This window comes from Lentzea sp. NPDC058436, assembly GCF_042721515.1.
Lineage (GTDB): Bacteria > Actinomycetota > Actinomycetes > Mycobacteriales > Pseudonocardiaceae > Lentzea.
Genome location: NZ_JBHXLF010000003.1, coordinates 96,327 through 122,357, shown reverse-complemented (window position 1 = coordinate 122,357; position 26,031 = coordinate 96,327). Strand labels below are relative to the sequence as shown.

Below are 26,031 nucleotides of genomic sequence, written 5' to 3'. Positions count from 1 at the left end.
GGTTAACGCGCGCTTCCTAGCGTCAGCGGCGTGACCCATTGCCCCTACTGCGCGCTGCAGTGCTCCATGAGCGTCATCGACGGCCAGGTGACACCTGGCCCCGGTGGGCTGTGCCAGAAGGGCTGGACGGCGGGCGAGCTGCTGCGCCATCCCGGCCGGCTCACCACGCCGTTGCTGCACGGCCGGCCCGTGTCGTGGGACGAGGCGCTGGACTTCGTGGCGTCGCGGATCTCCTCGTACGAGCCCGACGAGGTCGCCGTGTTCGGCGGTGGCGGGCTGACGAACGAAAAGGCTTACGCGCTCGGGAAGTTCGCGCGCGTGGCGTTGAAGACCTCGCAGATCGACTACAACGGCCGGTTCTGCATGTCGTCCGCCGCGGCCGCGGGCAACAAGGCGTTCGGGCTGGACCGCGGGCTGCCGTTCCCGTTGACGGACCTGCGTTCCGCGGACACCGTGCTGCTGGCGGGCTCCAACCCCGCCGAGACGATGCCGCCGTTCCTGCGGCACCTGGAGGGCGCGCGGCTGATCGTCATCGACCCGCGCCGCACACCCACCGCCGAACGCGCGACGCTGCACCTGCAACCCGCGCCGGGCACGGACCTGGCTCTGGCACTGGGACTGCTGCACACGGCGGTCATCGAGGGCGTGATCGACAAGGAGTACATCACCTCGCGCACCACGGGTTTCGACGACGCGTGGCGGGTGGCGGCGCAGTGGTGGCCCGAGCAGACCGAACGCGTCACCGGTGTGTCCGCCGCCGATCAACGCGCCGCCGTGCACATGCTGGCCGGGCGGTCGTACGTGCTGACCGGGCGCGGCACCGAGCAGCACGCGTCCGGCACCGACACCGTCTCGGCGTGGATCAACCTGGCGCTGGCGCTGGGACTTCCCGGGCGCGCGGGTTCCGGGTACGGCTGCCTGACGGGGCAGGGCAACGGCCAGGGCGGGCGTGAGCACGGGCAGAAGGCCGACCAGCTGCCCGGCTACCGCAAGATCGACGATCCCGTGGCACGGCGGCACATCATGGACGTCTGGGGCGTGTCGGAGCTGCCCGGACCAGGTCGCAGCGCCTACGAGCTGCTGGTCGCCGAGGACATCAGGGCGATGCTCGTGTTCGGCAGCAACCCGGTGGTGTCGGCGCCGCGTGCGTCCGGCGTCCAGGACCGGTTGAAGGCGCTGGACCTGTTGGTGGTGGCGGACTTCGTGATGTCCGAGACCGCCGCGATGGCCGACGTCGTGTTCCCGGTGACGCAGTGGGCCGAGGAGGACGGCACCATGACCAACCTCGAAGGCCGGATCATCCGGCGCCGCAAGGCACTTGACCCACCTCCCGGTGTGCGCAGCGACCTGGAGCTGTTGCACGGCCTGGCTTCCCGGCTCGGCGTGGGCGAGAAGTTCCCGGTGAAACCCGTCGAGGTCTTCGAGGAACTGCGCTGCGCGTCCGCCGGCGGGCTCTCCGACTACTCCGGCATCACCTACGAGCGCCTCGAATCCGAGCAGCTGCACTGGCCGGTTCCCTCGGTGGACCACCCCGGCACACCACGGCTCTTCCTCGACCGGTTCGCGCACGCCGACGGCCTGGCGCGGTTCGTCCCGGTCGACCACCGCGGCCCCGCCGAACCGCCCGACGCCGAGTTCCCGTTGCAGGCCACCACCGGACGCGTGTTGCAGCACTACCAGTCGGGCGCGCAGACACGACTCGTCGGCGAGCTGGTGGCCGCCGTTCCCGAGATGTACGTGGAGGTCCACCCGGACACGGCGGTGCGCGCGGGCCTCGTGGCCGGTGCCCCGGCCCACGTCGTGTCGCGGCGCGGAACGGTGACCGCGGTCGTCCGGTGCGTGCCGAGCATGCGTCCCGACGCGGTGTTCCTGCCGTTCCACTTCCCCGGTGACGGCCGGGCGAACCTGCTCACCAACCCCGCGCTCGATCCCACGAGCCGGATGCCCGAGTTCAAGGTCTGCGCTGTGCGATTGGAGCCGGCATGAGGCGAGTCGTGATCGTCGGGTACGGCATGGCAGGGGCACGGCTGGCGGACGAACTGCGCCGCCGCGACCCGGACGTGTCGGTGACGGTGGTGGGCGCCGAGCCGCACGCCGCGTACAACCGGGTGCTGCTGTCGACGGTGGTGGCGGGGACGATGACGCCGGAGTCGACGCGGCTGCACGACGAGAGGTGGGCGGCGGAGCACGACGTCGACCTGCGGGTGGGGTGTGCGGTGCTGGAGATCGACCGCGCCGCACGAGCGGTGAAGCTCGACTCCGGTGACTCCATCCCTTACGACGCACTGGTCCTCGCCACCGGCAGCACCCCCTGGGTCCCGCCCGCCGAAGGCCTCCTCGAAGACGGGAAACTCGCCCCCGGAGTCGTCGCCTTCCGCACCCTCGACGACTGCGCCGAGATCGAGGCGAAAGCCCACCGGGGCGCACCTGTCATCGTCCTCGGCGGCGGCCTGCTCGGCATCGAGGCCGCACGTGGCCTGGCCGGGCGCGGCTGCCTCGTCACCGTCGTGCACCCCGTCGGCCACCTGATGGAACGCCAGCTCGACCCCGGTGCCGGCAGCGTCCTCGCCCGCACCCTCGGTGGCCTCGGCATCGAGTTCCGGCTGAACGCCATGGCCGCCAAGTACCTCCCCGGTGACGGCCTGATCCTCGACGACGGCAGCCACGTGCCCGCCGAGCTCGTCGTGGTCTCCGCAGGTGTGCGCGCCGAGACGTCGTTGGCGGTGAAAGCTGGTCTGACGGTCGATCGCGGCATCGTCGTGGACGACGCGTTGCGCACCAGCGACCCGCGCGTCCACGCGATCGGCGACTGCGCCCAGCACCCCGGCACCGTGTCGGGCCTGGTGCAGCCCGCGTGGGACCAGGCCGCCGTGCTCGCCGACCGTCTGACCGGCGCGAACCCCGCCGCCCGTTACCGGGGGACGTCCGTCGTCACGCGGTTGAAGGCGCGGGACGTGGACCTGGCGGCGCTGGGGGACGTGCACACCGACGTCGACTGCCCCGACTCGGAGGTCCTGTGCTTCCAGGAACCCTCGCGCGGCCGGTACGCCAAGCTCGTGCTGCGCGACGACCGGGTGGCGGGCGCGATCGTGCTCGGCGCGCCGGACGCGGCCGCCACGATCACCCAGCTCTACGACCGCGGCATCCCCGCGCCGACCGACCGGCTCGCGCTGCTGCTCGGACGGGCGTTGCCCGCGGAGGCCGCGTCGCCGGCCGACCTGCCGTCCAGCGCGGTGATCTGCCGCTGCAACACCGTCTCCAAAGGACAGATCGTGTCGGCCTGGCGGGCGGGTGCGGAGTCGTTGCCGCAGCTCGCGGAGGCCACGCGGGCGACCACCGGCTGTGGTGGGTGCAAGGACGCGGTGTGCGGGCTGCTCGACTGGCTCGGGGCCTCACAGCCGGCCTCTGCGTGATGTGCGGCGGAGTTGCCTCCGCCGTCACGGGCCAGAACCCCTTGGTAATGCGCGGTTCCTAGTTTCTTCGGCAGTCGCCGAACCCTTGTGGAGGACGTTCATGAGCTGGATCGACCACTGGGAGCCGGAGAAGCCCGAGTTCTGGGAGTCCACCGGCAAGCGGATCGCCCGCAAGAACCTCGCGCTGAGCATCTTCGCGGAGAACCTCGGGTTCAGCGTGTGGGTGCTGATGAGCATCGTGGTGGTAAGCCTCGGTTCCGTCGGCTTCGACTTCAGCGTCGGTGAGCAGTTCTGGCTGCTGATCGTGCCGAACCTGGTCGGCGCGGTGCTGCGGGTGCCGTACACGTTCGCGGTGCCCAAGTTCGGCGGGAGGCTGTGGACGACGATCAGCGCCGGGTTGCTGCTGATCCCGTGCACGATGCTCGCCTACGCCGTGTCGACGCCGGGCACGCCGTTCTGGTTCTTCCTGCTCACCTCGGCCGCGATGGGCCTGGGCGGCGGCAACTTCTCGTCCTCGATGGCGAACATCTCGTTCTTCTACCCGGAGGGCAAGAAGGGCCTGGCGCTCGGCATGAACGCGGCCGGCGGCAACCTCGGCGTCGCGATCACGCAGCTCGTCGTGCCGTTCGTGATCACCCTCGGCACCGGGATCAACCTGGCCTACGCGGCGCTGATTTGGATGCCGTTCATCGTGGTTGCGACGGCCTTCGCGTGGTTCTTCATGAACAGCCTGACGCAGGCAAAGCCTGACGGGCAGTCGTACAAGCTCGCGCTGTCCAACCAGCACACGTGGGTGATGTCGTTCCTGTACATCGGCACGTTCGGGTCGTTCATCGGGTACTCGTTCGCGTTCCCGTCGCTGATCAAGCTGAGCTTCGTGGACTACAAGGGCTGGGTGGCGCTGGCGTTCCTCGGCGCGCTGATCGGGTCGATCGCCCGTCCGTTCGGCGGCTGGCTGGCCGACCGGGTCGGTGGTGCGAAGGTGACGCTCTGGACGTTCCTCGGGCTCGCGGCAGGCACGCTCGGCGTGATCGTCAGCGTGGACACCAAGAACTTCGCGCTGTTCTTCGGCTCGTTCATCGCGCTGTTCGTGCTGGCGGGCGTGGGCAACGGCTCGACGTACCGGATGATCCCGGCGATCTTCCGCACCCAGTCCGACGACGACAAGTCCGCCAAGCGCCAGGCCGCCGCCGTGGTCGGCATCGCGGGCGCGATCGGCGCGGCCGGCGGGGTGCTGGTGAACCTGGTCTTCAAGTTCTCGCTGGAGGGCTCGAAGACCCTGACGCCCGCGCTGACCGCGATCCTCGTCTTCTACGGGCTGTGCCTCGGTACGACGTGGTGGTTCTACCTGCGGCGCAACGTGTTCGCCGAACGGCCGTCGCTCGCCTACGCCGGCGTGTGACGCACACCGCTTGATCTGCGAAGAGAGTTTCCTTTAACACCCGCGCAATGTGGCGGACCTGGGGATGACACGCCGCCCGGTGAGCATACCGGGCGAAGGAGGGATACCCGATGACCCAGACATTGGTCGTGATCGGCAACGGCATGGTCGGCCACCGGCTCGTCGAGATCCTCCGTGACTCGTCCTGGCGGATCGTGGTGTTCGGCGAGGAGAACCGCCCCGCCTACGACCGGGTCGCGCTGTCGTCCTATGTGGACACCTGGACCTCCGCCGACCTGGAGCTGCCCGCGCTGACGGGCTGCGAGCTCCGCCTCGGCGAGAAGGCCGTGTCGGTGGACCGCGAACGCCGGGTCGTGGTGGGTGAGTCGGGTGTCGAGGTGTCCTACGACGCCCTGGTGCTGGCCACGGGTTCGGTGCCGTTCGTGCCGCCAGTGCCCGGCCGCGACCTGCCTGGCTGCCACGTCTACCGGACGATCGACGACCTGGACGACATCCGGGCGACGGTCGAGGCGGCCTCGCGTCCCGGCAGGCGGTCCGGCATGGTGCTGGGCGGCGGCCTGCTGGGGCTGGAGGCTGCCAACGCGTTGCGCGGCATGGGAATCTCGCCGCACGTCGTGGAGCTCGCGCCGCGGCTGATGCCGATCCAGGTGGACGACGGTGGCGCCGGGCTGCTGAAGCGGCTGGTCGAGAAGCTCGACCTGACCGTGCACACCGGGACGTCCGCCTCCTCGATCGAACGCGACGGGTCGCGGCTGATCGCGAAGCTCGCCTCCGGCCTGGAACTGGACCTCGACGTGGTGGTGTTCAGCGCCGGCATCCGGCCGCGCACCGACCTCGACCTGGGGCTTCCGCTGGGCCCGCGCGGGGGTTACCTGGTCGACGCGGCCTGCCGGACGGCCGACCCGCACGTGTTCGCGATCGGTGAGTGCGCCGCTGTCGAGGGCGTTACCTACGGTCTCGTCGCTCCTGGTTACTCGATGGCCGAGGTGGTCGCTGACCAGCTTTCCGGTGGTGCGCGGGTGTTCCCCGGCGCCGACGTGTCGACGAAGCTCAAGCTGCTCGGCGTGGACGTGGCGTCGTTCGGCGACGCGCACGCCGTGACCGAGGGCGCGCTGGAAGTCGTCGTGAACAACGCCGTCGCCGGCACCTACAGCAAGCTCGTGGTGTCGGACGACGCCCGCATCCTGCTGGGCGGCGTGCTCGTCGGTGACGCGTCGTCGTACCTGTCGCTACGACCGTTGGTGGGCAAGGAGGTTCCGGCCGCTCTCCTGCAGCCCGGCGGAGCCGTGGACGTCGAGATGCCCGCCGACGCGCAGGTGTGCTCGTGCCACGCGGTGACCAAGCAGACGATCACGGACGCGATCGGGTCCGGGGTGGCGTGCGACGTCGCCGAGCTGAAGGCGTGCACCAAGGCCGGCACCGGTTGTGGTTCGTGCGTGCCGATGCTCAAGAAGCTGTTGTCCGAGTGCGGTGTCGAGCAGTCCAAGGCGTTGTGCGAGCACTTCACGCACTCCCGCGCGGAGCTGTTCGAGATCGTCCAGGCCACGCGCGTCACGACGTTCTCCGAGCTGATCTCGAAGCACGGCAGCGGACGCGGCTGCGACATCTGCAAGCCCGCCGTGGCGTCGATCCTGGCGTCGCTGGGCAACGGGCACATCCTCGGCACCGAGCAGGTGTCGTTGCAGGACACCAACGACAGGTTCCTGGCGAACCTGCAGCGCAACGGCACCTACTCGGTCGTGCCGCGCATCCCCGGCGGCGAGATCACGCCGGAGAAGCTGATCGTCATCGGTGAGGTGGCCCGCGACTACGGGCTCTACACCAAGATCACCGGTGGCCAGCGCATCGACCTGTTCGGCGCGACCGTCGACCAGCTGCCCGAGATCTGGCGCAGGCTCGTCGACGCCGGGTTCGAGTCCGGGCACGCGTACGGCAAGTCGTTGCGCACGGTGAAGTCCTGCGTCGGCACGACCTGGTGCCGTTACGGCGTGCAGGACTCCGTCGGCCTGGCGATCGAGCTGGAACTGCGCTACCGGGGGCTGCGGTCGCCGCACAAGCTCAAGTCGGCTGTGTCCGGTTGTGCTCGTGAGTGTGCGGAAGCGCGCGGCAAGGACTTCGGCGTGATCGCCACCGAGAACGGCTGGAACCTCTACGTGGGCGGCAACGGCGGCTTCACGCCCCGTCACGCCGACCTCCTCGTGTCCGATGTGGACACCGAGCAGCTGATCCGCGTGATCGACCGGTTCCTGATGTTCTACATCCGCACGGCCGACCGCCTGCAGCGCACCTCGGCGTGGCTGGAGGGGCTCGACGGCGGGCTCGACCACGTGCGCGAGGTCGTCGTGGACGACAAGCTCGGCATCTGCGCCGACCTGGAGGCCGCGATGGCGTCGCACGTCTCCGACTACGCCGACGAGTGGCGCGGTGTGCTGGAGGACCCGGAGAAGCTGGCGCGCTTCACGTCGTTCGTGAACGCGCCGGGCACCCCCGACCCCACGATCTCGTTCCGCGCTGAACGCGGTCAGCGCGTCCCCGTGTCCCTGGGCATCCCGGAGGTCGTCAGGTGATCGTCTGTGACTTCGACGTGTTGAGGCCGGAACAGGGCGTCGCGGCGTTGCTGCCCGACGGCTCGCAGGTGGCGGTGTTCCTGACCGCCGACGGCTCGTTGCACGCACTGGACAACATCGACCCGTTCAGCGGCGCCGCGGTGCTGTCGCGCGGCATCGTGGGCGACCGCGGCGGCGTGCCCGTCGTGGTGTCACCGGTCTACAAGCAGGCGTTCGAACTGGCGACCGGCAAGTGCCTGGACCAGCCGGACGTGTCCGTCGCCGTGCACAACGTGCGCGTGCGCGACGGTGTCGTGGAGCTGACATGACGGGCCCGCTGGCGGGCTTCACCATCGGTGTCACCGCGGCCCGCCGCGCGGACGAGCTCATCGCCCTGCTGGAACGCAAGGGCGCCTCCGTGCTGCACGGACCGGCGCTGCGGATAGTGCCCCTGCCCGACGACGCGACCCTGCACGCCGCGACGCTGGAACTGGTGTCGTCGCCCGTCGACGTGGTCGTCGCCACGACCGCGATCGGCTTTCGCGGGTGGTTCGAGGCGGCGGAGGGGTGGGGACTCGCTTCGCGGTTGCACCGCGCTCTGGAAGGTGCGGTGGTGCTGCCGCGCGGGCCCAAGGCGAAGGGGGCGGTGCGGGCGGCCGGTCTGACGGAGACGTGGTCGCCCTCGTCCGAGTCGAACGCCGAGTTGTTGCAGTACCTGCTGCGGATGGGTGTCGCCGGCAAGCGCGTCGCCGTTCAGCTGCACGGGGAACCGTTGCCGGACTTCGTGAACACGCTTGCTGCTGCTGGGGCCGATGTCGTCGAGATCCCCGTGTACCGGTGGGAGCCGCCTGCTGATCTGGGGCCGTTGCAGCGGTTGATCGACGCTGTGGTGGCTGGGTCTGTGGACGCGCTGACGTTCACCTCGGCGCCTGCGGCTGCTTCGGTGTTGCGCACTGCGCCGGATTTCGGTGCTCTGGTTGCCTGTTTGCGGCGGGATGTGTTGGTGGTCGGGGTGGGGGCCATCACCGCCGGGCCGTTGGTTGCTGCCGGGATTCCGGTGGTGCAGCCTGCTCGGTCGCGGATCGGGTCGATGGTGCGGGAGTTGGCTCTGGAGCTGCCTTCGCGCGCGTTGCGGTTGCGGATCGCTTCTCGTGACATGGAGATGCGGGCTCAGGCCGTGCTGATCGACGGGGAGCTTCGGCCCGTCGCGCCGGCGCCTATGGCCGTGTTGCGGACGCTTGTCGCGGCTCGTGGGCGTGTGGTGTCTCGGCAGGACCTGTTGGCCGCCTTGCCTTCCGGCGGTGAGGAACATGCGGTGGAGACGGCGATCGGGCGGTTGCGGACTGCTCTGGGGTCGCCGCAGATGGTGTGCACCGTGGTGAAGCGCGGGTACCGGCTGGCGATGGAGCCCGCATGAAACTGGTGTTGGCTTTCCACGGGACTCGTGATCCGCGTGGGCTTGAGGTGTGTTCGTCGATTGCTTCTGCTGTTGCTGCTTCTGTGGACGTGCCTGTGGTGGTCGGTTATGCCGATGTGGTGCAGCCGGATGTTCGGTCCGTTGTGGACGGACCTTGTGTGGTGGTGCCGGTGTTCCTGGCCGCCGGGTATCACGTTCGTGTGGACATTCCCGCGCAGATCGGTGGCCGGGACGGTGTGGTGCTGACGCCGCCCTTGGGGCTGGACGCGGTGCCGGCCGTGCTCGACCGGTTGCGGGAGGCAGGTGTCCGCCGCGGTGATGCAGTCGTGCTTGCCGCGGCGGGATCTTCTGATGCGCGGGCGTTGGCGACCGTGCGGCGGGCGGCTGCGCTGGTGGGCGCGTCGGCTGTCGGGTACGTGGCTACCGCGACGCCCCGCGTGGCTGATGTCGTGCGATCGCTGCGGGGGCGCCGGGTGGCCGTCGCCTCGTGGCTCCTGGCACCGGGGGCATTCCACGGGGTGCTGGCCGGGTGCGGTGCGGACGTCGTGTCCGAACCGGTTGGGGCGCATCCTCTTGTGGTCGATGCTTTGTTGCGCAGGTACTACTCGGCTCGGAGGGTGTTGCAGCGGTCAGCTTGAGGTGGGGTGGTCGAGTTCTGCTGGTGCCGGTTTGGTGGGTTGGTCGCGTTCCAGCGGGGTTGGTCGCGTTTGTGGGGTCGGGTCGCCTTGCGAGGGTTCTTGCGGGGGTCTTGACGATTTTGTGTGTGCGATTGGGGCTTGACCTTGAGCCTCTGGCGGGGTGCTGGGACGGCCGGAAAAGGCCGGGCTGAAAAGCGCCCGGCCGTGCCCGAAGGGGTAGCACCCCGCCCCTCAAGGTCAAGCCCCAATCGCCCTGGTTGGTGTGCACCGCTACCCATCGCCTCATAGTTCAGACGGCTCGCTGCGCATCGCCACGCCAGGCTGCATGCGTGGTCGGCTTGCGTTGCTGGCTGTCCGGTTGGCACCGCGCGCCGGGTTTGCGTGCGTGCTCGCTTGGGAGGGCGAGTGCGGTTGACACCACGCGCCGAGCCTGCGTGCGCGGTCACCTTGTGGGGGCGAGTGCGGTTGGCACCGCGCGCCGGGTTTGCGTGCGCGGTCACCTTGTGGGGGCGAGTGCGGTTGACACCACGCGCCGAGCCTGCGTGCGCGGTCACCTTGTGGGGGCGAGTGCGGTTGGCACCACGCGCCGGGCTTGCGTGCGTGGTCGTGTTGGGTGGGCGACTGCGGTTGGCACCGCGCGCCAGGCCTGCATGCGTGGTCGTGCTGGGTGGGCATGTGCGGTTAGCATCGCGCGCCGGGCTTGCGTGCGTGGTCGTGTTGGGTGGCGAGTGCGGTTGGCACCACCGACCGCCTTGCACGCTGCGAGCGCCGGGCCTGCCGCCTCGCTCGGCCCGCCCCCCCGCAGCCGTGCCCGCTACCAGAGGCCGGGCGGCTCGGCGGGCTCGCCCTTGCGGGCGTCCTCCCAGCGGTACTCCCGCAGGTCCACCTTGCCGTCGAGGTTCGGCACACCCTCCTCGTGCAGCATCTGCAGTTGGGTGTCGCGCAGGTGTGGGGCGCAGGTGCCGTCGGCCTTGAGGACTCGTTGCCACGGCAGGTCGTGGCCGTCCTCGTTGAGGATGCGGCCGACCAGCCGCGGTGACGGGGCCTTCGCGAGATCCGCGATGTCGCCGTACGTCGCGACTCGTCCGCGGGGGATGGCCTTGATGAACTCGCGGACTCGCTCGTGGATCTCCTCGTCCATCCCCCGAGTCTAGTCAGATCGTCCTCGACCACTGGGCGACCACCGCGTGGTAGTCGGGGGCGGTCGGGGCGTAGTTGATGGAGTGGCCGTAGCCGTTGAGGACATAGGTGTCGAGGCGGCTGGTCGTTGGGAAGAACGGGGCCTCGTCGGCCTTGAGGGCGGCGGCGGAGGAGCAGTCGCTGCCCATCAGGGGGACGCCCGCGCTGCAGAAGTGGGTGTCGTTGCCCACGACCACGAGGACCGGCACGGTGATGTTGCGGGAGATCGGGATCACCACCGTGTTCAACAGGATCGTGTCGACGGCCTCGGTCGCGGCGAAGACGGTTTTGGTCGACTCGTCGAACGAGATCGAGCCCGGGACGAGCGGGCCCGGTTTGTGGAACGCGTTGTAGCGGGTGTTCGGGGCCGTGGTGAGGTAGCCCGCGTCCAGGCCTGCCGGGATCATGTTGGCGAGCACCGGGACGACGGTTATGTAGTTCATCTTGTGCGTGAAGCCCGTTACCAGGACGCCGTCCACGTCGCGGTAGGTGCCCGCCTCGATCATCGCCATCGCCGAGCCGATGGAGTGGCCCGCGACGATCACCTTGGTGAAGCGCGGTTTCAGGGTGGTGATGACCTGGTGCACGGCGCTGGCCTGGGTGGAGGCGGTGACCAGGACGCTCAGCGGTTTGGTGCTCTTGCCGGTGCCGAGGCGGTCGAGTGCGAGGGTGGCGAAGCCTGCCCTGTTCTGGGCCTGCGTGAACGAGTGGGTGGACGGGTCGAAGCCCACGTCCCAGTACGTGCGGTCGTAGGTGCCGCCGGGGATCAGGACCTGCACCGTCTTGGCGCCGGTGGGGACGCACAGTCTGCCCGCGATGGTCTCCTGCGTGGTCACCAGCGGGGTGAGGCCGATCCGCACCGGGTAGGTGACGTCCTGGCAGGTGGTGGCCGCCGCGGCGGGCAGTGGGGCTAACAGGGTTCCGGTGGCGATCAGCGCCGCGGCGCACAGCCGGCGGAAACGCATGAGGGGACTACCTTCCAGCTAGTTGCGGGGGACGGCCTTCATGAGCAGGCCGTTCGGGTACGGCGCCGACGTGAACTTCACGCGCGCCGGACGGGTGGGGACCAGGCGCCAGCTCCTCGCGATGGTCGCGAGGGTGATGACGAGCTCGGTCTGCGCGAACGTGTTGCCGAGGCACTGGCGGTTGCCGCCGCCGAACGGGACGAACGCGCCGCGCGGCAGGCTCGCGGTGAACTCCGGGGTCCAGCGGTCTGGCCAGAAGCGTTCGGGGGACGGGAAGTTGCGCTCGTCGTGGTGCAGCGCGTGCGGGCTGACGATCACCTCGGCGCCCGCGGGGAGGGTGGCGTCGCCGAGTTGGACCTCGGTCAGCGTGCGGCGCATGACGAACCAGATCGGGTACATGCGCAGGGTTTCCCGCACGACCTGAGATGTGTAGGTGAGTGAGGCGACGTCGGCGAACGTCACCTCGCGGTCGCCCACGACCGTGTCGACCTCGGCGTGCAACCGGCGTTCGACCTCGGGGTCGTTGCCGACCTCGTAGAGCGCCCAGGCCAGTGCGATCGCGGTGGTCTCGATACCTGCGGTGAGCAGGGTCAGGACCTCGTCGTACACCTGCTCGTCGGTCATGCCCGTGCCGTCCTCGCGTGCCAGCAGCAGCGTGGAGAGGACGTCGCCGGTGTCGGTGCCGTTCGCGTGCCAGCTCTCGATCACTTGCAGCACAACGGTTTTCATGCGGGCGATGGCCATGTCGAACTCCCTGTTGCCCGGCAGCGGGAGCCGTTCGACGAACGACGGGGAGAGCGCGCGGATCATCCCCTGCTGGATGACCGTGAAGATGGACCGGCGGACCTCCGCGACGGCGAGCTTGCCGATCTCCGTCGAGAAGAGCGTCTCGCCGACGATCGTGACCGCGAGCTCCTGCATGTCGTTCTCGACGACTCGGATCTCACCGGGGCGCCACCGCGCAGCCAGCGAAGCAGCAGCACGAGCCATCGTCGAGGCATAGGCTTCAATCCGTTCACGGTGGAACGCGGGCTGCATCAGCCGGCGTTGGCGCAGGTGGTGTTCGCCGTTCGACAGCAGCAGTCCCGTGCCCAGGTACGGCTGGAACTTGTCGAACAGGGCGCCCTTGCGGAACTTCGACCCTTGCGAGACAAGAACTTCGTGAGTCAGCGAAGGACTGGTGACGAAGTGCGCGTGCAGCGGGCCGAGGTCGAGACGCACCACGTCACCGCGTTCGTGCAGAGCGTCGGTGAACCTGGCGCGCCGCGTGAGCATCGCCGGGGTGTGTCCTAACAACGGCCATCGGTGGGGAGCCACCGGGACGGGCATCCGGACTCCTGAGGAGTTGGGCCGAATGGGGATGGACCACCCTAGGAGCCGTTTGGGCGAAGACGACAGTGCCTGAACGGGTGGTTCGGCATCACTCTGATGGTTCAGTGCGCGCGCCGCCCGGGTGACTAAGCTCGTGCGTCTTCCCCGTAGCGCCACGAAGACCGAAGAGGTGTTCCCCGTGGCAGAGACCCAGAACTGGGTTCCGACAGGTATCGACACGAACGTCCCGAGCATGGCGCGCGTCTACGACTACATCCTCGGCGGCGCCCACAACTTCGCCGCCGACCGGCAGGTCGGCTCCCAGATCGAGAAGCTGGTGCCCGGACTGCCCAGCGTCGCCAGACTCAACCGGCGGTTCCTCGGCCGTGCGGTGAACTTCCTGGCAGACCAGGGGATTCGCCAGTTCCTCGACATCGGATCAGGCATCCCGACCGTCTCGAACGTGCACGAGGTCGCGCAGGAACGCGACCCGGCCGCGCGCGTCGTCTACGTCGACAAGGACCCGGTCGCCGTCGCGCACAGCCGATTGATGTTGTCCGACAACGACAACGCCGCCATCGTGCAGGCCGACATGCGCGACCCGGAGATCGTGCTGTCGAGTCCTGAGGTCGCGAGGTTGCTGCGCCTCGACGAACCGGTCGGGCTGTTGATGCTGCTCATGATGCACTGGGTGCCCGACGAGGACGGCCCGGAGAAGCTCGTCGCCCACTACCGCGACGCGCTGCCCGCCGGCAGTTTCCTCGTCATGACGCACGTGGCCAAGGACCAGATCGACGACAACGTCGGACAGGCCGCCGCGGTGGTCAACCGCAGCAGGAGCGCCGACCAGATGCACATGCGCACGCACGACCAGGTCAGCGCGTTGTTCGACGGGTTCGCGCTGGTGGAGCCCGGTCTGGTCGGCTGCGGGGAGTGGCGCCCGGACGGACCTGGGGACTTCGCTGACGAGGCGTCCATGAACATGTTCTTGTACGCTGGGGTCGGTCGTAAGGACTAAAACCACGCTGTAGTGTCGGAGGATCACACGGTTGGCGCAATGGGCGCCGACTACCGGTAGGTAAACTCCCGGACACTCTCCAACCCATACAGGGCAACGGGAATGACGAAACCAAGCCGAAGACCCGATGCCGCTCCACCCGCGGACACCGCCGCCGTCCGCGCGCGAGAAGCCTTGTCGCGCAAGTGGAGCTACCTGCTCAGCAGCGTCGTTGTGGTCGCTCTGAGCAGGGAGGAGCTGGACGCCGAACTGGGCGCCCAGCTCGACGCATTGTGCGCGGCGCTGCACGGCGAACCGTTCGACCCTGCTCCTTTCGAGCAGGTCGGCGAACGGCTCGTCGCTCTGGGCTACGTGAACGAGCCCGGCCTCAAGCGCACGGTCGACGTGCTCGGAAAGGGCTTGCTCGCGCTGGCCGAGTTCCGCGCGAGCGACCAGCACACGGTCCGCGTCGTCGGCGGAATCGGGGCGCTGACGTGCGGTTTCACCGCGGCGAGGGCACGCTCGATCCTGGACCAGCAGGAGAGCATGCAGCGCTCGCTGCTCAAGGCCGCCCACGACGCGCAACGCGACCAGCGCCAGAGCGAGGCGAAGTTCGAGGGCATCGCGTCCTCGTCCACCAACGGCGTCCTGATCGTCGGCCTCGACGGCCGCCTCGCCTGGGGCAACGAGTCGATCGGCGCGATCATCGGACGTCAGCCCGAAGCGGGCACCCGTCTCGTCGAGCTTATCGCACCGACCTCGATCGTCGTGTTCCGCGAGATGATGGAACGCGTTCTCTCCGAGCGTGGCGAGTTCGAACGCGAGCCGATGCAGCTGGTGCGCGGTGACGGCGAGTTCGCCAAGGTCACGCTGACGGCGTCACTGCTGCGCGACGACGACGGCAGGGCCAGTCACGTCCTCGTGATGGCGGACGACGACACGGAACTTGCCTTGTTGCAAGGAGAACTGCGCCGCCAGTCGCTGCACGACGTGCTGACGGGCCTGCCGAACAGGCAGTTCTTCACCACGCACCTGGAGACCGTGCTGCGCAGGGCCGACCCCGAGTTCGGCGTGACGATCTTCCACCTCGACCTCGACGCGTTCGGCCTGGTGTGCAACAGCCTCGGCGCACGCGTCGGCGAACACCTGCTCCAGCACGTGGCCCGCAGGCTGCGGGCCGTGATGTCGCACGAGAAGGCCATGGTCGCCCGGTTCGACGGCGACGAGTTCGGCATCGTCGTCGAGAACACGGCCCTCACACCGGACGTCGCCACCACGATGGCGAGCATCAACGCCGACCTCGGCGAACCGACCTATGTGGACGATCACGGCCTCGCGGTCTCGGTGAGCGCGGGCGTGGTGCACCGACCCGCGGCCGACGTCGATCCGGTGGAACTGCTGCGCACCGCGGACCTGGCCCTGCGCCAGGCCAAGCGGGACCGCCGCGGCCAGTGGGAGCTGTTCCACACCAACGAGGACGCCGCCGGACGGCGTGACGCGGCACTGGCCGTCGTGATGCCGGGAGCCTGGGAACAGGGTGACATCGGTGTGGTCTACCGCCCGGTGCGCGACCTGGCGACCGGTGACCTGGCGGGCGTGGAAGCCCTGCTGCACTGGGATCTCTCCGACCGCTGCGCCGCGCTGGCCGACGAGAGCGGTCTCATCCTGCCGATGGGCGAGTGGCTGATCAGGATCGCCGCGGGCCAGGCGCAGTGGTGGCGCCAGCGCGGTGAGCTCGACCAGCAGTTCGGCGTCCGGTTGACGCACCACCAGTCGACCGACGCGGACCTGGTGTCCCGCGTGGCGCAGGTGCTGGAGGAGACCGCGATGCCGGCCGCCAGGCTGACGCTGACCATGCCGGTGGGCGTGCTGGGCGTGGCCGGCGCGGCCGACAACCTGGGCACGCTCGCGGACATGGGCGTGCGCATCGCGCTGGACGACTTCGGACTGGGTCCCCGCGACCTGGCCTGGCTCTCCGAGCTGCCGATCGTGTCCGTGCTGGTGCCGACGGACCTGGTGCGACGCCAGGATCCCCGTTCGGCCGCACTGATCCCGGCCGTGCACGAGCAGGGCGTGAACCTCTGCGTCGACGGCATCGAGACCGCCGAGCAGGCGGCGTGGTGGCACGAACAGGGTGCCGACCTGGCGATCGGCACCCATTACGGCTCTCCGCTCGACGCGGGCGAGTTCCTGCGCAAGCTCACGTGAGTGAACGCGGGTGGCGCTGCCACCCGCGTTCACTCAGCTAGAAGCCGCGCTGCCACCCGACCACTGCCGCGTGGTACTGGTCCGCGGTCCTGGTGTCGAAGTTGAACACGTGCCCGTACCCGTTCACGACGAACCCGTCCACCCGAGGAGCCTTGGGGTAGAACGGCTTCTCCGACCGCACGAGCGCGGAGGCGGACGAGCAGTCGGCACCGAGCGGGGGAGTGCCGCAGAAGTAGTCGGCCGACGTCTGGATGGTCATCACCGGCACGTTGATCAGCGCGCTCACTGGCAGCACGAGGTTCGACATCAACGCGGTGGTGACGAACTCACCCGCCGAGACGACGTCCTTCGTGGACTCGTCGAGGTTGATCACGGCAGGGATGTTCGGTCCTGGCGCGTGGAACATCGTGTAGCGCGTGCCCGGCACCGTCGTCAGGTAGCCGACGTCGAGCCCGCGCAGGCCCAGCTTCGAGTCGAGCGGCGCGGGGATCAGGTTCGTCAGCGCCGGCACGGCCCTGATGTAGTCCCACTGGTGCGTCATGCCGGTGACCAGCACGCCGTCGACGTCGCGGTACGTGCCGGCCTCGGCCATCGCGATCGCCGAGCCGATGGAGTGACCGCCGACGAGCACCTTGGAGAACCGCGGCCGCAGGTTCTGGATGACCTGGTGCACGGCCTGGGCCTGGTTCGGCACGTCGACCAGGATGCTGAGCGGCTTCGTGCTCTTGCCGGAACCGATGCGGTCCACCGCCATCGTGGCGATGCCCGCGCTGTTCATCGCCCTTGTGACAGAACGGGTTTCGCCGTCCACGGGGATGTCCCAGTAGCCGCTCGTGTACGTGCCGCCGGGGACGAGCACCTGAAGGGTTCTGGCTCCCTGAGGCACGCAGAGCCTGCCGTACATGGTCTGCCGGATCAGCCCGAACTGAACGGGCGTGTAGACGTCCTCGCAGGTGGTCTGGGCGGCGTTCGCGGGCGTGGGAACCGGCAGGAACGCTGCGAGCAGCACGGCGGCACAGAGCCGACGGAAACGCATGGGGGAACAAACCTCCAGCTAGCGGGGGACGACCTTCATCATGAGGTCGTTGGGGTAGGCCGCGTTGGTGAAGCGGGTGCGCACGGGCCGGTCGGGGACCAGCCGGTGGCGCGAGCAGACCGTCGCCACGACGATGGCGATCTCGGTCAGGGCGAAGTGGTTGCCGATGCACTGGTGGATGCCGCCGCCGAACGGGACGAACGCGCCCTTCGGCAGCTGCTTCGCGCGCTCGGGCGTCCAGCGGTCCGGGTCGAACCGCTCGGGGTCCGGGAAGTGCGCGGGGTTGTGGTGCATGGTGTGCGGGCTGAGGATCACCTCGGTGCCCGCAGGCAGGACGGCGTCGCCGAGGCGCACCTCCTCGGCGGTGCGGCGCATGACGAGCCAGAGCGGGTACTTGCGCAGAACCTCCTGCGCCACCTGACCGACGTAGGTCAGCTTCGGCACGTCGTCGATCGTGACCTGACGGCCTGCCAGCACCTCGTCGACCTCCGCCAGCACCCGTCGTTCGACCTCGGGGTTGGCGGCGATCTCGTGGAAGATCCAGGCCAGTGCGAGCGCGGTGGTCTCGATGCCCGCGGTCAGCAGCGTCACGACCTCGTCGAAGACCTGCTCGTCGGTCATCGGTTCGCCGGTCTCGGGATCCCTGGCCTGCAACAGGGTCGACAGCAGGTCGCCGTGGTCGGTGTCGTCGCCGCGGCGGCTCTCGACGACCTCGTGGACGATCGCGCGCATCCGGGCGATGGCCTCGTCGAACTCGCGGTTGGCCGGGATCGGCAGCTTCTCGACGAACCCCGGCGACAGCGCGCGCAGGATGCCGTTCTTGATGATCACGAAGACCGACCGGCGTGCCTCGGCGATCGCCTTCTGGCCGATCTCGGCGGAGAACAGCGACTCGCCGACGATCGTGACGGCGAGGCCCTGCATGTCCGCTTCGAGCCGCCGCACCTCGCCCGGCGTCCACCCGGCTAACAGCTCGGTGGTCGCGCGCACCATGGTGTTCGCGTAGCCCGCGATCCGGTCGCGGTGGAACGCCGGCTGCATCATCCGGCGCTGACGCAGGTGGAACGCGCCGTTCGACACAGCCAGACCGTTGCCGACGAACGCGCGGAACTTGTCGTACATCCGGCCTTTGTGGAACTTCGGCGCGTCCGTGACCAGCACCTGGTGCGTCAAACGGGGACTGGCGACGAAATACGCGCGCATCGGGCCCAGGTGGACTTCGACGAGTTCGCCCTGGTCACGTAAATTCCCCGTGAAAGCGAATCTTTTCCTGAGCATTGGCAACGAATGCCCGAGAAATGGCAGCCGGCCGGGTGCCACCGGGACGGACATCATCGCTCCTCATGAGCCGGAAAGAGTCCGAGCCACCCTATGAGTCGTTCGGTCGACCGTGACAGTGCCCGATCGGGTGGTCCGCGTTCACACTTGCGGCGTAGTCGAGCGCGCTTTGTGCATGACTAAGCTAGTGCGTCCGCAACCTTAAGAGGTGGGTCGTCGTGTCCGACGGGCAGAACTGGATTCCGCAGAGCGTCGATGTCTCCGTGCCGAGCGTGGCGCGCGTGTACGACTACCTCCTCGGGGGCGCGCACAACTTCGCGGTCGACCGCCTGATGGGCGACAAGGCCGAGGAAATGATGCCGAACTCGCGCAACGCGGCCAGGCTGAACAGGGCGTTCCTGAGGCGTGCGGTGCGCTTCATGACCGACCAGGGCGTGCGGCAGTTCCTCGACATCGGTTCCGGCATCCCCACCGTGGCCAACGTGCACGAGGTCGCGCAGGACGCCGCGCCGGACTGCCGGGTCGTGTACGTGGACCGCGATCCGGTGGCCGTCGCCCACGGCGAGCTGATCATCGCGGGCAACGACCAGGTCGGCGTGCTGCAGGCCGACATGCGCGATCCCGAGAGCATCCTGTCCAGCGGCGAGGTGAAGCGGCTGCTCGACTTCGACCAGCCGATCGGTCTGCTGATGCTGTTCATGGTGCACTGGGTGCCGGACGAGGCGGACCCGCAGAGCCTGCTCAAGCGCTACCGCGAGGCGCTGCCCAGTGGGAGCTACCTCGCGATCTCCCACATGGCCGGCGACCACGTCAACGAGGACGCCAGGTCGGTGACCGACAGGCTGAGCAAGTCGGGTGGTGGCGACGTCACCTATCGGGACCGCGCCGAACTCGAGGCGTTCTTCGGTGATTTCGAACTGGTCGAGCCCGGACTCGTCAAGTTCGCCGAATGGCGGCCGACCGGTCCCGGTGACATCTCCGACGACCCGGCTGTGAACAAGATCGCGTTCGCGGGCGTCGGTCGTAAGCCATAGAAGTTATCGATAGAGTGAAGTCGATTCACGCTGCCGGTTGAGGTGCGATCGACTGTGCGTGGGTAAGCTCCCTGACCTCAGAGCCAATGTGAGGCTGCCCCGAATGTCCAACCCGAGTCGAATACCCGGCGCTTCGCCCTCGCCTCAGGACAATGCGCGGGCGCGCACGACTCTTGCCCGGAAATGGTCGTATCGCCTGCTCGGAGCAGTCGCGATTCCGATGGGGCGAGAGGATCTGGACGAGGAACTGGGCGTCCGGCTGGACGCCTTGTGCGCGATGCTGCACGCCGACCCGTTCACCACTGCCCCGATCGAGGCGGCAGGGGCGGATCTGGCGACGCTGGGTCACCTCGGCAGGTTCGGCCTGCGCTGCACCGCAGAGGTGCTCGGCAAGGGCCTGCTGGCGCTGCCGGAGTTCCAGCCCGTGCAGCACTACGCCGAACGGATCGCGCTCGCCCTGGGCGCGCTCGGCGCCGGCTTCACCGCGGCCAACGCCGAGTCCGTGCTCGCGCAGCAGGAGAGCATGCAGAGGTCGTTGCTCAAGGCCGTGCGCGACGCGAACTGGAACCTCAAGGAGAGCGAGGCCCGCTTCAACGAGGTCGTCACGTCGTCCACCAACGGCGTGCTGATCGTCGACCTCGAAGGCCGGCTGATCCAGGTGAACGCGGCCATCGGCCAGATCCTCGGCCGCACCCCGGACGAGCTCACCGGCACGCCGCTGCTCGACCTGATCGAGCCCTCCTTCACCGAGATGCTGCGAGAGGCGCTGACCGACCTCGCCGCGGGCGCGGCCGAACGCGTCCAGCAGTCGCAGCGGTTGCTGCGCGAGGACGGCGAGTCCGCGCGGGTCACGCTGACGGCGTCGCTGCTGCGCGGCGCCGACGACAGACCGATGCACTTCGTCGTGGTGGTCGAGGACGGCACCGAGCTCGCGTTGCTGCAGAGCGAGCTCCAGCGCCAGGCGCTGCACGACCCGTTGACCGGCCTGCCGAACCGCCAGTTCTTCACCACGCAGCTGGAGATCGCGCTGCGCAAGGCAGATCCCGAGCACGGCGTCACCGTCTTCCACCTCGACCTCGACGCGTTCGGCATGCTGCGCGACACCTTCGGCGGCCGGGTCGTCGAGCGGTACCTGCAGCACGTGGCCGGCAGGCTGAAGGCGTTGCTGGCGGGCGAGAAGGTCATGATCGCCCGCTTCGGCGGCGACGAGTTCGGCGTCCTCGTGGAGAACGCGGCGACCACGCCGGGCATCGACACGATCATGAAGAGCATCAACGAGGACCTGATGTCCGAGCCGACGTTCGTGGAGGGCCACGGGCTCTCGGCGTCGATGAGCGCGGGCGTCGTGCACCGGCCGGGCAGCGACGTGGAACCGCTCGACGTGCTGCGCTCCGCGGAACGGTCGTTGCGGCGCGCCAAGAAGGGCAGGCGCGGCCAGTGGGAGCTGTTCCACGCGGGCCAGGACGCCGAGGAACGCCGCGACGACGCACTGGCCGTGGCGATGCCGGAGGCGTGGGAGGACGGCGAGATCACCGTCCGGTACCGGCCGATCATCAGGCTGTCGAGCGGTGAGGTCACCGGCGCCGAGGCCGAGTTGCACTGGGACAGGCCGGACTTCGGCGTGCTGGACCACGACCGGTGCGCGGGCCTCGCCGAGCAGACCGGGCTCATCCTGCCGCTCGGCGGGTGGCTGCTGAAGGTCGCGGGCGGCCAGTCGACGTGGTGGCGGCAGCGCGGGCAGTTCGACCTGCCGCTGGCCGTGCGGCTCACCGCGCACCAGGCGTCCGACGCGGACCTGGTCTCGCGGGTGGTGGCGGTGCTCGACGAGCTCGACGTGCCCGCGGAGCAGCTGATGGTCAGCGTGCCCGGCAACGTGCTCGTGCTGGCCGACGCCGTGGACAACCTCGCGGTGCTGACCCGCATGGGCGTGCTGACGGCGATCGACGACTTCGGCATGGGACCGCTGGACTTCGGCCTGCTCGCGTCCGACGTGCCGGTACGGGCCGTGCGCGTGGCACGCGAGCTCGTGGCGTCGCGATCTCCTTATGTGGCGGCGTTGTTGCCGCTGCTGCGGGAACGGGGCGTGCGGATCGCCGTCGAGGGCATCGACAGCGCGGAGCAGGCTCAGTGGTGGCTCGACGCCGGTGCGGACTTCGCGACCGGTGACCACTTCGGGAAGGCGCGCACGCCGGGAGACTTCCTGCAGGGCTTGGAACTCCGGTGACCGGACGGGGTCGGGGTCACGTCCGGCCACCGGAGAAGACTGCTAGCCCGTGAACTTCGCCAGGGCCTTCGTGAACTCGTAGGTCTGCTGGTTGATGCCGCTGCACGACGAGCTCATCGCCCCGCAGTTGCCGCGGTCCCGGTTCACGGCCCAGAACGACACGCGCGCCAGGTGCTTGGAGTTCGCCCACGTCACGATGTCGCGGAAGTTCTGCGGCGTCACGGTCTCACCGGTGTCGGTCTTGCCGTTCATGGACGACAGGCCGCTGCGCCGGTACGCCGCGTCGTCGGAGAGTCCGAACGTCGACTTGACGTGGTTCTTCAGCCCGTCGACCGCGCTCTTGGTGAGCGCGAGCATGTCGCCGCTGCTACCCCAGTCGAACGGCATGACGGCCCACGTGTCGATCGGCGCGTTCAGCTCCTTGGCGCGCGTGATCAGGCGCTTGCCCCAGGAGTTCGGCCCGGTGCGGTCGGTCGGCATGGTGATGACCGTCTTCACGCCGGGGTTGTTCTGCTTGACGATCTTCAGCGCGCCGAGCACGCGGTCCTGCGTGGTGTTGTTCTCGAACTCGGCGGCCTCGATGTCGATGTCGATCGCCTTGAGCGCGTAGGCGTCGATCACCTTCTGGTAGGCGCCGGCGAGTGCCTGCGGGCTCGTGCAGAACTGGCCGAGCTTGTTGCCGGACCAGCCGCCGATCGACGGCACCGCGTCGCCGCCGGCCGCGCGGATGTTGTTGATCAGCGTCTTGTCCGACCCGGTCAGCGAGCGGCTGCCGTCCCACTTCGGGTTGCAGGTGCCGTCGCTCAGGATGAACGCGAGGGTGAACGACCTGATGCCCGTCTGCTGCATGACGGTGGCGGGGTTGGGCTGACCGCCCCACTGGTAGAGGTAGGGCGCCGCGAGCACCGGGTTGACGGCCGCCTGTGCGGTCGTGGGCAGCATGATCGCCGCGCACGTGGCGGCGACTGCGCCGACGAGGAACCGCTTCATCAGTCCTCCAAGACTGCTCGGTCCAGGGCGGCGGAGCTGGCAGTGAGGGGGCTCACAACGTCTTCAAAAATGGACTGGACCACCTCGATCTGTCAAGAAGGTAGACGGAATCGGTCCTCGGCTTCGCTTTGTGGCGGTGTGGTGGGTTCACGGCTCTGAACAGCGCTGATCCGCGTGGTGCGACGGGCCTGGACGATCTTGTCGGTGCCGCGTGGTGCAATCGATGCGTGGCACTTCCACCCCAGCTGGTCCGCAGGAAGCCGGAGACGCGCCCGCGTCCCCGGTGGGACGCCGCTGCCCAGCGGGTCTTCGAGCACGAGGGCTTCGTCCGCGTGCTCGGCGGCCCCGGCACCGGCAAGACGACGCTGCTCGCCGAACTGGCCGCGCACGTCGTGCTGGAGCGCGGGGCCGATCCGGAGAACGTGCTCGTGCTGACGGCGAACAGGCGCGCGTCGGTGGCCTTGCGCGCGCGGATCACGCAGCTGCTGACGGGGCGGTTGTCGGCGATCCGCGAGCCGTTGGTGCGGACCGTGCACTCCTACGCGTTCGCGGTGCTGCGCAACCAGGCTGTGTTGATGGGCGAGCCGCCGCCGCGGTTGCTGTCCGGGCCGGACCAGGACGCGATGGTGCGCGAACTGCTGGCCGGTGACGTCGAGCTGGGCGCGTTGAACTGGCCGGAGAGGTTGCGGCCGGCGCTGGAGCTGCCGGGGTTCGCGCACGAGCTGCGGGATCTGCTGCTGCGGGCGGCGGAACGCGGGCTCGGGCCCGAGGACCTGATCGAGCTCGGCGAGCGGCACGGGCGTGACGTGTGGGTGGCGGCCGGGCGGTTCGGGGCGCAGTACGAGGCGGTGAACCTGTTGTCCGGCATGGACTCCGCCACGGCGTACGCCCCCGCCTACGACGCGGCGGAGCTGGTGTCGTCGGCCTACGCGGCGTTCGTGAACGACGAGGACCTGCTGTTCGGCGAACGGCGGCGGGTGCGCTACCTGCTGGTCGACGACGCGCAGCACCTCGACCCGATGCAGTACTCGCTGATCCGCACGCTCGGGACCGGCGCCGCGCGGTTCGTCCTGGCCGGCGACCCCGATCAGGCGATCTTCACGTTCCGCGGCGCCGACCCGGAGATCCTGCGCGACGCCGACGGCGACACGGTCGTGCTGCGGCAGTCGCACCGGATGATGCCGGAGGTCCGGGACGCGGTGGCGCGGCTCGCGACCAGGCTGCCCGGCGCCTCTCCCGCACGGGTGGTGGACCCGGTCGACGGCGAGGGCAACGTGCAGGTCCGGCTGCTCGCGTCGTCCGCGCAGGAGGCGTCGTGGGTGGCGGACCAGTTGCGGCGCTCGCACCTGGCCGACGAGGTGCCGTGGTCGCAGATGGCCGTGGTGGTGCGGTCGGCGACGTTGTCCCTGCCGGTGCTGCAACGGGCCCTGCTCGCCGCGGGCATTCCGGTGTCCGTCACGTCCGATGAGCTGCCGTTGGCGCAACAGCCCTCTGTGCGTCCGTTGCTCGCTTTGGTGCGTGCGGCGGCCACGCCGGGGTCGTTGGACGAGGACACGGCGGCAATGCTCTTGTCGTCCTCGTACGGTGGCGCGGATCCGTTGGCGCTGCGGCGGTTGCGGCGAGGGCTGCGGCGGCTGGAGATGGCGGCGGGCGGTGACCGGCCGAGTGGTGACCTGCTGATCGAGGTCGTGGAGACGGCGGACCGGCTGGCGGCGCTGGAGGACGCGGAGTCGTTGCCCGCGCGGCGGATCGGGCACCTGCTGTCGTTGGCGCGCAAGGCGATCGAAGCCGGGAAGTCCGTCGAGGTCGTGCTGTGGGACCTGTGGACGGCGACGGGTCTGCAGGAGCGCTGGGTGGCGCAGTCGGCCCGGCGCGGGATGCCCGGCATGCAGGCCGACCGCGACCTCGACGCGATCGTGGCGCTGTTCGAGGCGGCGGCGAAGTACGTCGACAGGCTGCCGGGGTCCGGTGTGGCCGGGTTCGCGGACTACCTGGAGTCGCAACGGATCGTGGGCGACACGCTGGCCGCGTCGGCCCCGACCGGTGAGGCGGTGTCGGTGCTGACGGCGCACTCGGCGGCCGGGCGCGAGTGGGAGGTCGTCGCCGTACCGGGCGTCCAGGAGGGCAGCTGGCCTGACCTGCGGCTGCGCGGCACGGTCCTGGGCGTCGAACGCATGGTGGACGTGCTGGCCGGCCTGGAGCCGTCCGTGTCGGCGGTGGCGCCGATCCTGGCCGAGGAACGCCGGCTGCTGCTGGTCGCGGCGTCACGGGCGCGGTCGAAGCTGCTGATCAGCGCCGTGCGGGGCGAGGACGAGCAGCCGTCGCGGTTCCTCGACGAGATCGAGTCGTCCGCGGAGGACGAACGCAAGCTGCACCGGCCGCAGCGCGGTCTGGTGCTCGGCGAGCTCGTCGGCGAGCTGCGCCGGGTGGTGTGCACGGACTCCGAGGACCCGGAACGCCGCGCGCGGGCGGCGGAGCAGCTGGCGCGGCTGGCCGAGGCCGGTGTGCCCGGCGCGCACCCGGAGTCCTGGTACGGCCTGGCCGAGGTGTCCGTTGATGCTCCACTGTGGACGGAAGACCAGAAGGTCAGCGTGACGCCCTCGACCATCGAGGTGATCACGAAGTGCCCGTTGCGCTGGGTCGTCGAGCGGCACGGCGGGCAGGACCCGGCGGAGCTCGCCTCCGTGACGGGCACGCTGGTCCACGCGCTGGCGCAGGCCGCGGCCTCGGGAGCGGACTCCGCGCAGCTGCGGGTGAAGCTCGACGAGGCGTGGGCCGCGGTGGACGCCGGAGCCCCGTGGTTCTCGCGCCGCGAACGCCTGCGCGTGGAGAAGATGCTCGACACGTTCCTCGCGTGGCTGACGATGAGCCGCGGCCAGCTCACGCAGGTCGCTGTCGAGGAGGAGATGGTCGTCGAGGTCCCCAAGCGCGACGGCGGGCCGTGGCTGCAGGTCAGGGGCCGGGTCGACCGCCTCGAACGCGACGAGGACGGCCGCCCGATCGTGATCGACCTCAAGACCGGCAAGAGCCCGGTGTCGAAGGAGTCGGCGCAGGAGCACCCGCAGCTGGCCGTCTACCAGCTGGCGTCGTCCCTGGGCGGCTTCACCCACATCGGACTGGGATCGGAGCCGGGCGGTGCCCGCCTGCTCTACGTGGCGAAGGAGGACAAGAAGACAGGAGCCGTCGAACGCACCCAGGCGCCCCTGGACGAACAGGGCGTGCGGGCGTGGCTGGAGGTCGTGCAGGGCGCCGCGGAGTCGGTGCTCGGTCCGAACTACACGGCTCGGGAGAACGCCGACTGCGACCGCTGCCCGGCGCGCACCACGTGCCCGGTACACCCCTCGGGGCGGCAGGTCAGCGAGTAAGTACTGTTGACCTGCGCGTTTCTCGCTC

18 protein-coding genes are annotated in these 26,031 nt (G+C 69.4%); 12 read left to right on the top strand and 6 right to left on the bottom strand.

The genetic code is table 11. The features are described from left to right. Positions 1-66 precede the first annotated feature (66 nt). The 7 genes from ACFWN2_RS14220 (at position 67) to ACFWN2_RS14190 (ending at position 9,416) form a co-directional block, all read left to right on the top strand. A complete protein-coding gene (locus tag ACFWN2_RS14220) occupies positions 67-1,986 on the top strand; it encodes a molybdopterin oxidoreductase family protein (protein ID WP_382428723.1) in 1,920 nt (639 codons plus the stop codon). Next, on the top strand, positions 1,983-3,413 hold the full coding sequence (locus tag ACFWN2_RS14215) for an FAD-dependent oxidoreductase (protein ID WP_382427614.1): 1,431 nt from the start codon (positions 1,983-1,985) through the stop codon (positions 3,411-3,413). Before ACFWN2_RS14220 ends, ACFWN2_RS14215 begins: the two co-directional genes overlap by 4 nt. A 100-nt stretch (positions 3,414-3,513) precedes the next feature. Further along, entirely contained in the window at positions 3,514-4,815 is a 1,302-nt protein-coding gene (locus ACFWN2_RS14210; RefSeq protein ID WP_382427613.1) for an MFS transporter, read from the top strand. A 110-nt stretch (positions 4,816-4,925) separates the two neighbouring features. After that, the gene (gene nirB, locus ACFWN2_RS14205; RefSeq protein WP_382427612.1) at positions 4,926-7,382 is read left to right on the top strand and encodes a nitrite reductase large subunit NirB; all 2,457 of its coding nucleotides are present in this window, start codon (positions 4,926-4,928) and stop codon (positions 7,380-7,382) included. Continuing rightward, positions 7,379-7,690 carry a nitrite reductase small subunit NirD gene (gene nirD, locus ACFWN2_RS14200; RefSeq protein WP_382427611.1) on the top strand — a complete coding sequence of 104 codons (312 nt, stop codon included), beginning with the start codon at positions 7,379-7,381 and terminating at the stop codon, positions 7,688-7,690. Before nirB ends, nirD begins: the two co-directional genes overlap by 4 nt. Beyond that, entirely contained in the window at positions 7,687-8,778 is a 1,092-nt protein-coding gene (locus ACFWN2_RS14195) for a uroporphyrinogen-III synthase (RefSeq protein ID WP_382427609.1), read from the top strand. The genes nirD and ACFWN2_RS14195 overlap by 4 nt, the downstream gene beginning before the upstream one ends. Next, a complete protein-coding gene (locus tag ACFWN2_RS14190) occupies positions 8,775-9,416 on the top strand; it encodes a sirohydrochlorin chelatase (protein WP_382427607.1) in 642 nt (213 codons plus the stop codon). Before ACFWN2_RS14195 ends, ACFWN2_RS14190 begins: the two co-directional genes overlap by 4 nt. Positions 9,417-10,230: 814 nt before the next feature. Here the strand turns inward: ACFWN2_RS14190 and ACFWN2_RS14185 are convergent. Genes ACFWN2_RS14185 through ACFWN2_RS14175 form a run of 3 tightly spaced genes read right to left on the bottom strand, consistent with a single transcriptional unit; the run spans position 10,231 to position 12,889 of the window. Next, the gene (locus ACFWN2_RS14185; protein ID WP_382427605.1) at positions 10,231-10,557 is read right to left on the bottom strand and encodes an MGMT family protein; all 327 of its coding nucleotides are present in this window, start codon (positions 10,555-10,557) and stop codon (positions 10,231-10,233) included. 13 nt (positions 10,558-10,570) lie between these two features. Then, positions 10,571-11,560: an alpha/beta hydrolase gene (locus tag ACFWN2_RS14180; RefSeq protein WP_382427603.1), complete on the bottom strand. Its 990-nt coding sequence runs from the start codon at positions 11,558-11,560 to the stop codon at positions 10,571-10,573. An 18-nt stretch (positions 11,561-11,578) separates the two neighbouring features. Further along, entirely contained in the window at positions 11,579-12,889 is a 1,311-nt protein-coding gene (locus tag ACFWN2_RS14175) for a cytochrome P450 (RefSeq protein WP_382427601.1), read from the bottom strand. A gap of 181 nt (positions 12,890-13,070) precedes the next feature. Here ACFWN2_RS14175 and ACFWN2_RS14170 point away from each other — a divergent pair, with 181 nt between their 5' ends. Both ACFWN2_RS14170 and ACFWN2_RS14165 read left to right on the top strand, forming a co-directional pair. Continuing rightward, positions 13,071-13,889, top strand: coding sequence for an SAM-dependent methyltransferase (locus ACFWN2_RS14170; RefSeq protein ID WP_382427599.1), 819 nt, complete (start codon positions 13,071-13,073; stop codon positions 13,887-13,889). A gap of 174 nt (positions 13,890-14,063) precedes the next feature. Further along, positions 14,064-16,076, top strand: a complete 2,013-nt coding sequence (locus ACFWN2_RS14165) for a putative bifunctional diguanylate cyclase/phosphodiesterase (RefSeq protein WP_382427597.1) — start codon at positions 14,064-14,066, stop codon at positions 16,074-16,076. A 37-nt stretch (positions 16,077-16,113) separates the two neighbouring features. On the opposite strand, the gene ACFWN2_RS14160 is transcribed toward ACFWN2_RS14165, so the two are convergent. Continuing rightward, positions 16,114-17,112, bottom strand: coding sequence for an alpha/beta hydrolase (locus ACFWN2_RS14160; RefSeq protein WP_382427596.1), 999 nt, complete (start codon positions 17,110-17,112; stop codon positions 16,114-16,116). 18 nt (positions 17,113-17,130) lie between these two features. After that, complete coding sequence (locus ACFWN2_RS14155) at positions 17,131-18,444, bottom strand: cytochrome P450 (protein WP_382427594.1); 1,314 nt, start codon at positions 18,442-18,444, stop codon at positions 17,131-17,133. Between the two features lie 164 nt (positions 18,445-18,608). On the opposite strand from ACFWN2_RS14155, the gene ACFWN2_RS14150 reads away from it, so the two are divergent. Both ACFWN2_RS14150 and ACFWN2_RS14145 read left to right on the top strand, forming a co-directional pair. After that, positions 18,609-19,424, top strand: coding sequence for an SAM-dependent methyltransferase (locus tag ACFWN2_RS14150; protein WP_382427593.1), 816 nt, complete (start codon positions 18,609-18,611; stop codon positions 19,422-19,424). Positions 19,425-19,644: 220 nt separating this feature from the next. Further along, on the top strand, positions 19,645-21,648 hold the full coding sequence (locus ACFWN2_RS14145; protein WP_382427591.1) for a putative bifunctional diguanylate cyclase/phosphodiesterase: 2,004 nt from the start codon (positions 19,645-19,647) through the stop codon (positions 21,646-21,648). 42 nt (positions 21,649-21,690) lie between these two features. On the opposite strand, the gene ACFWN2_RS14140 is transcribed toward ACFWN2_RS14145, so the two are convergent. Beyond that, entirely contained in the window at positions 21,691-22,638 is a 948-nt protein-coding gene (locus tag ACFWN2_RS14140; protein ID WP_382427589.1) for a chitinase, read from the bottom strand. 227 nt (positions 22,639-22,865) lie between these two features. On the opposite strand from ACFWN2_RS14140, the gene ACFWN2_RS14135 reads away from it, so the two are divergent. Beyond that, positions 22,866-26,003: an ATP-dependent helicase gene (locus ACFWN2_RS14135; protein ID WP_382427588.1), complete on the top strand. Its 3,138-nt coding sequence runs from the start codon at positions 22,866-22,868 to the stop codon at positions 26,001-26,003. Positions 26,004-26,031 lie beyond the last annotated feature (28 nt).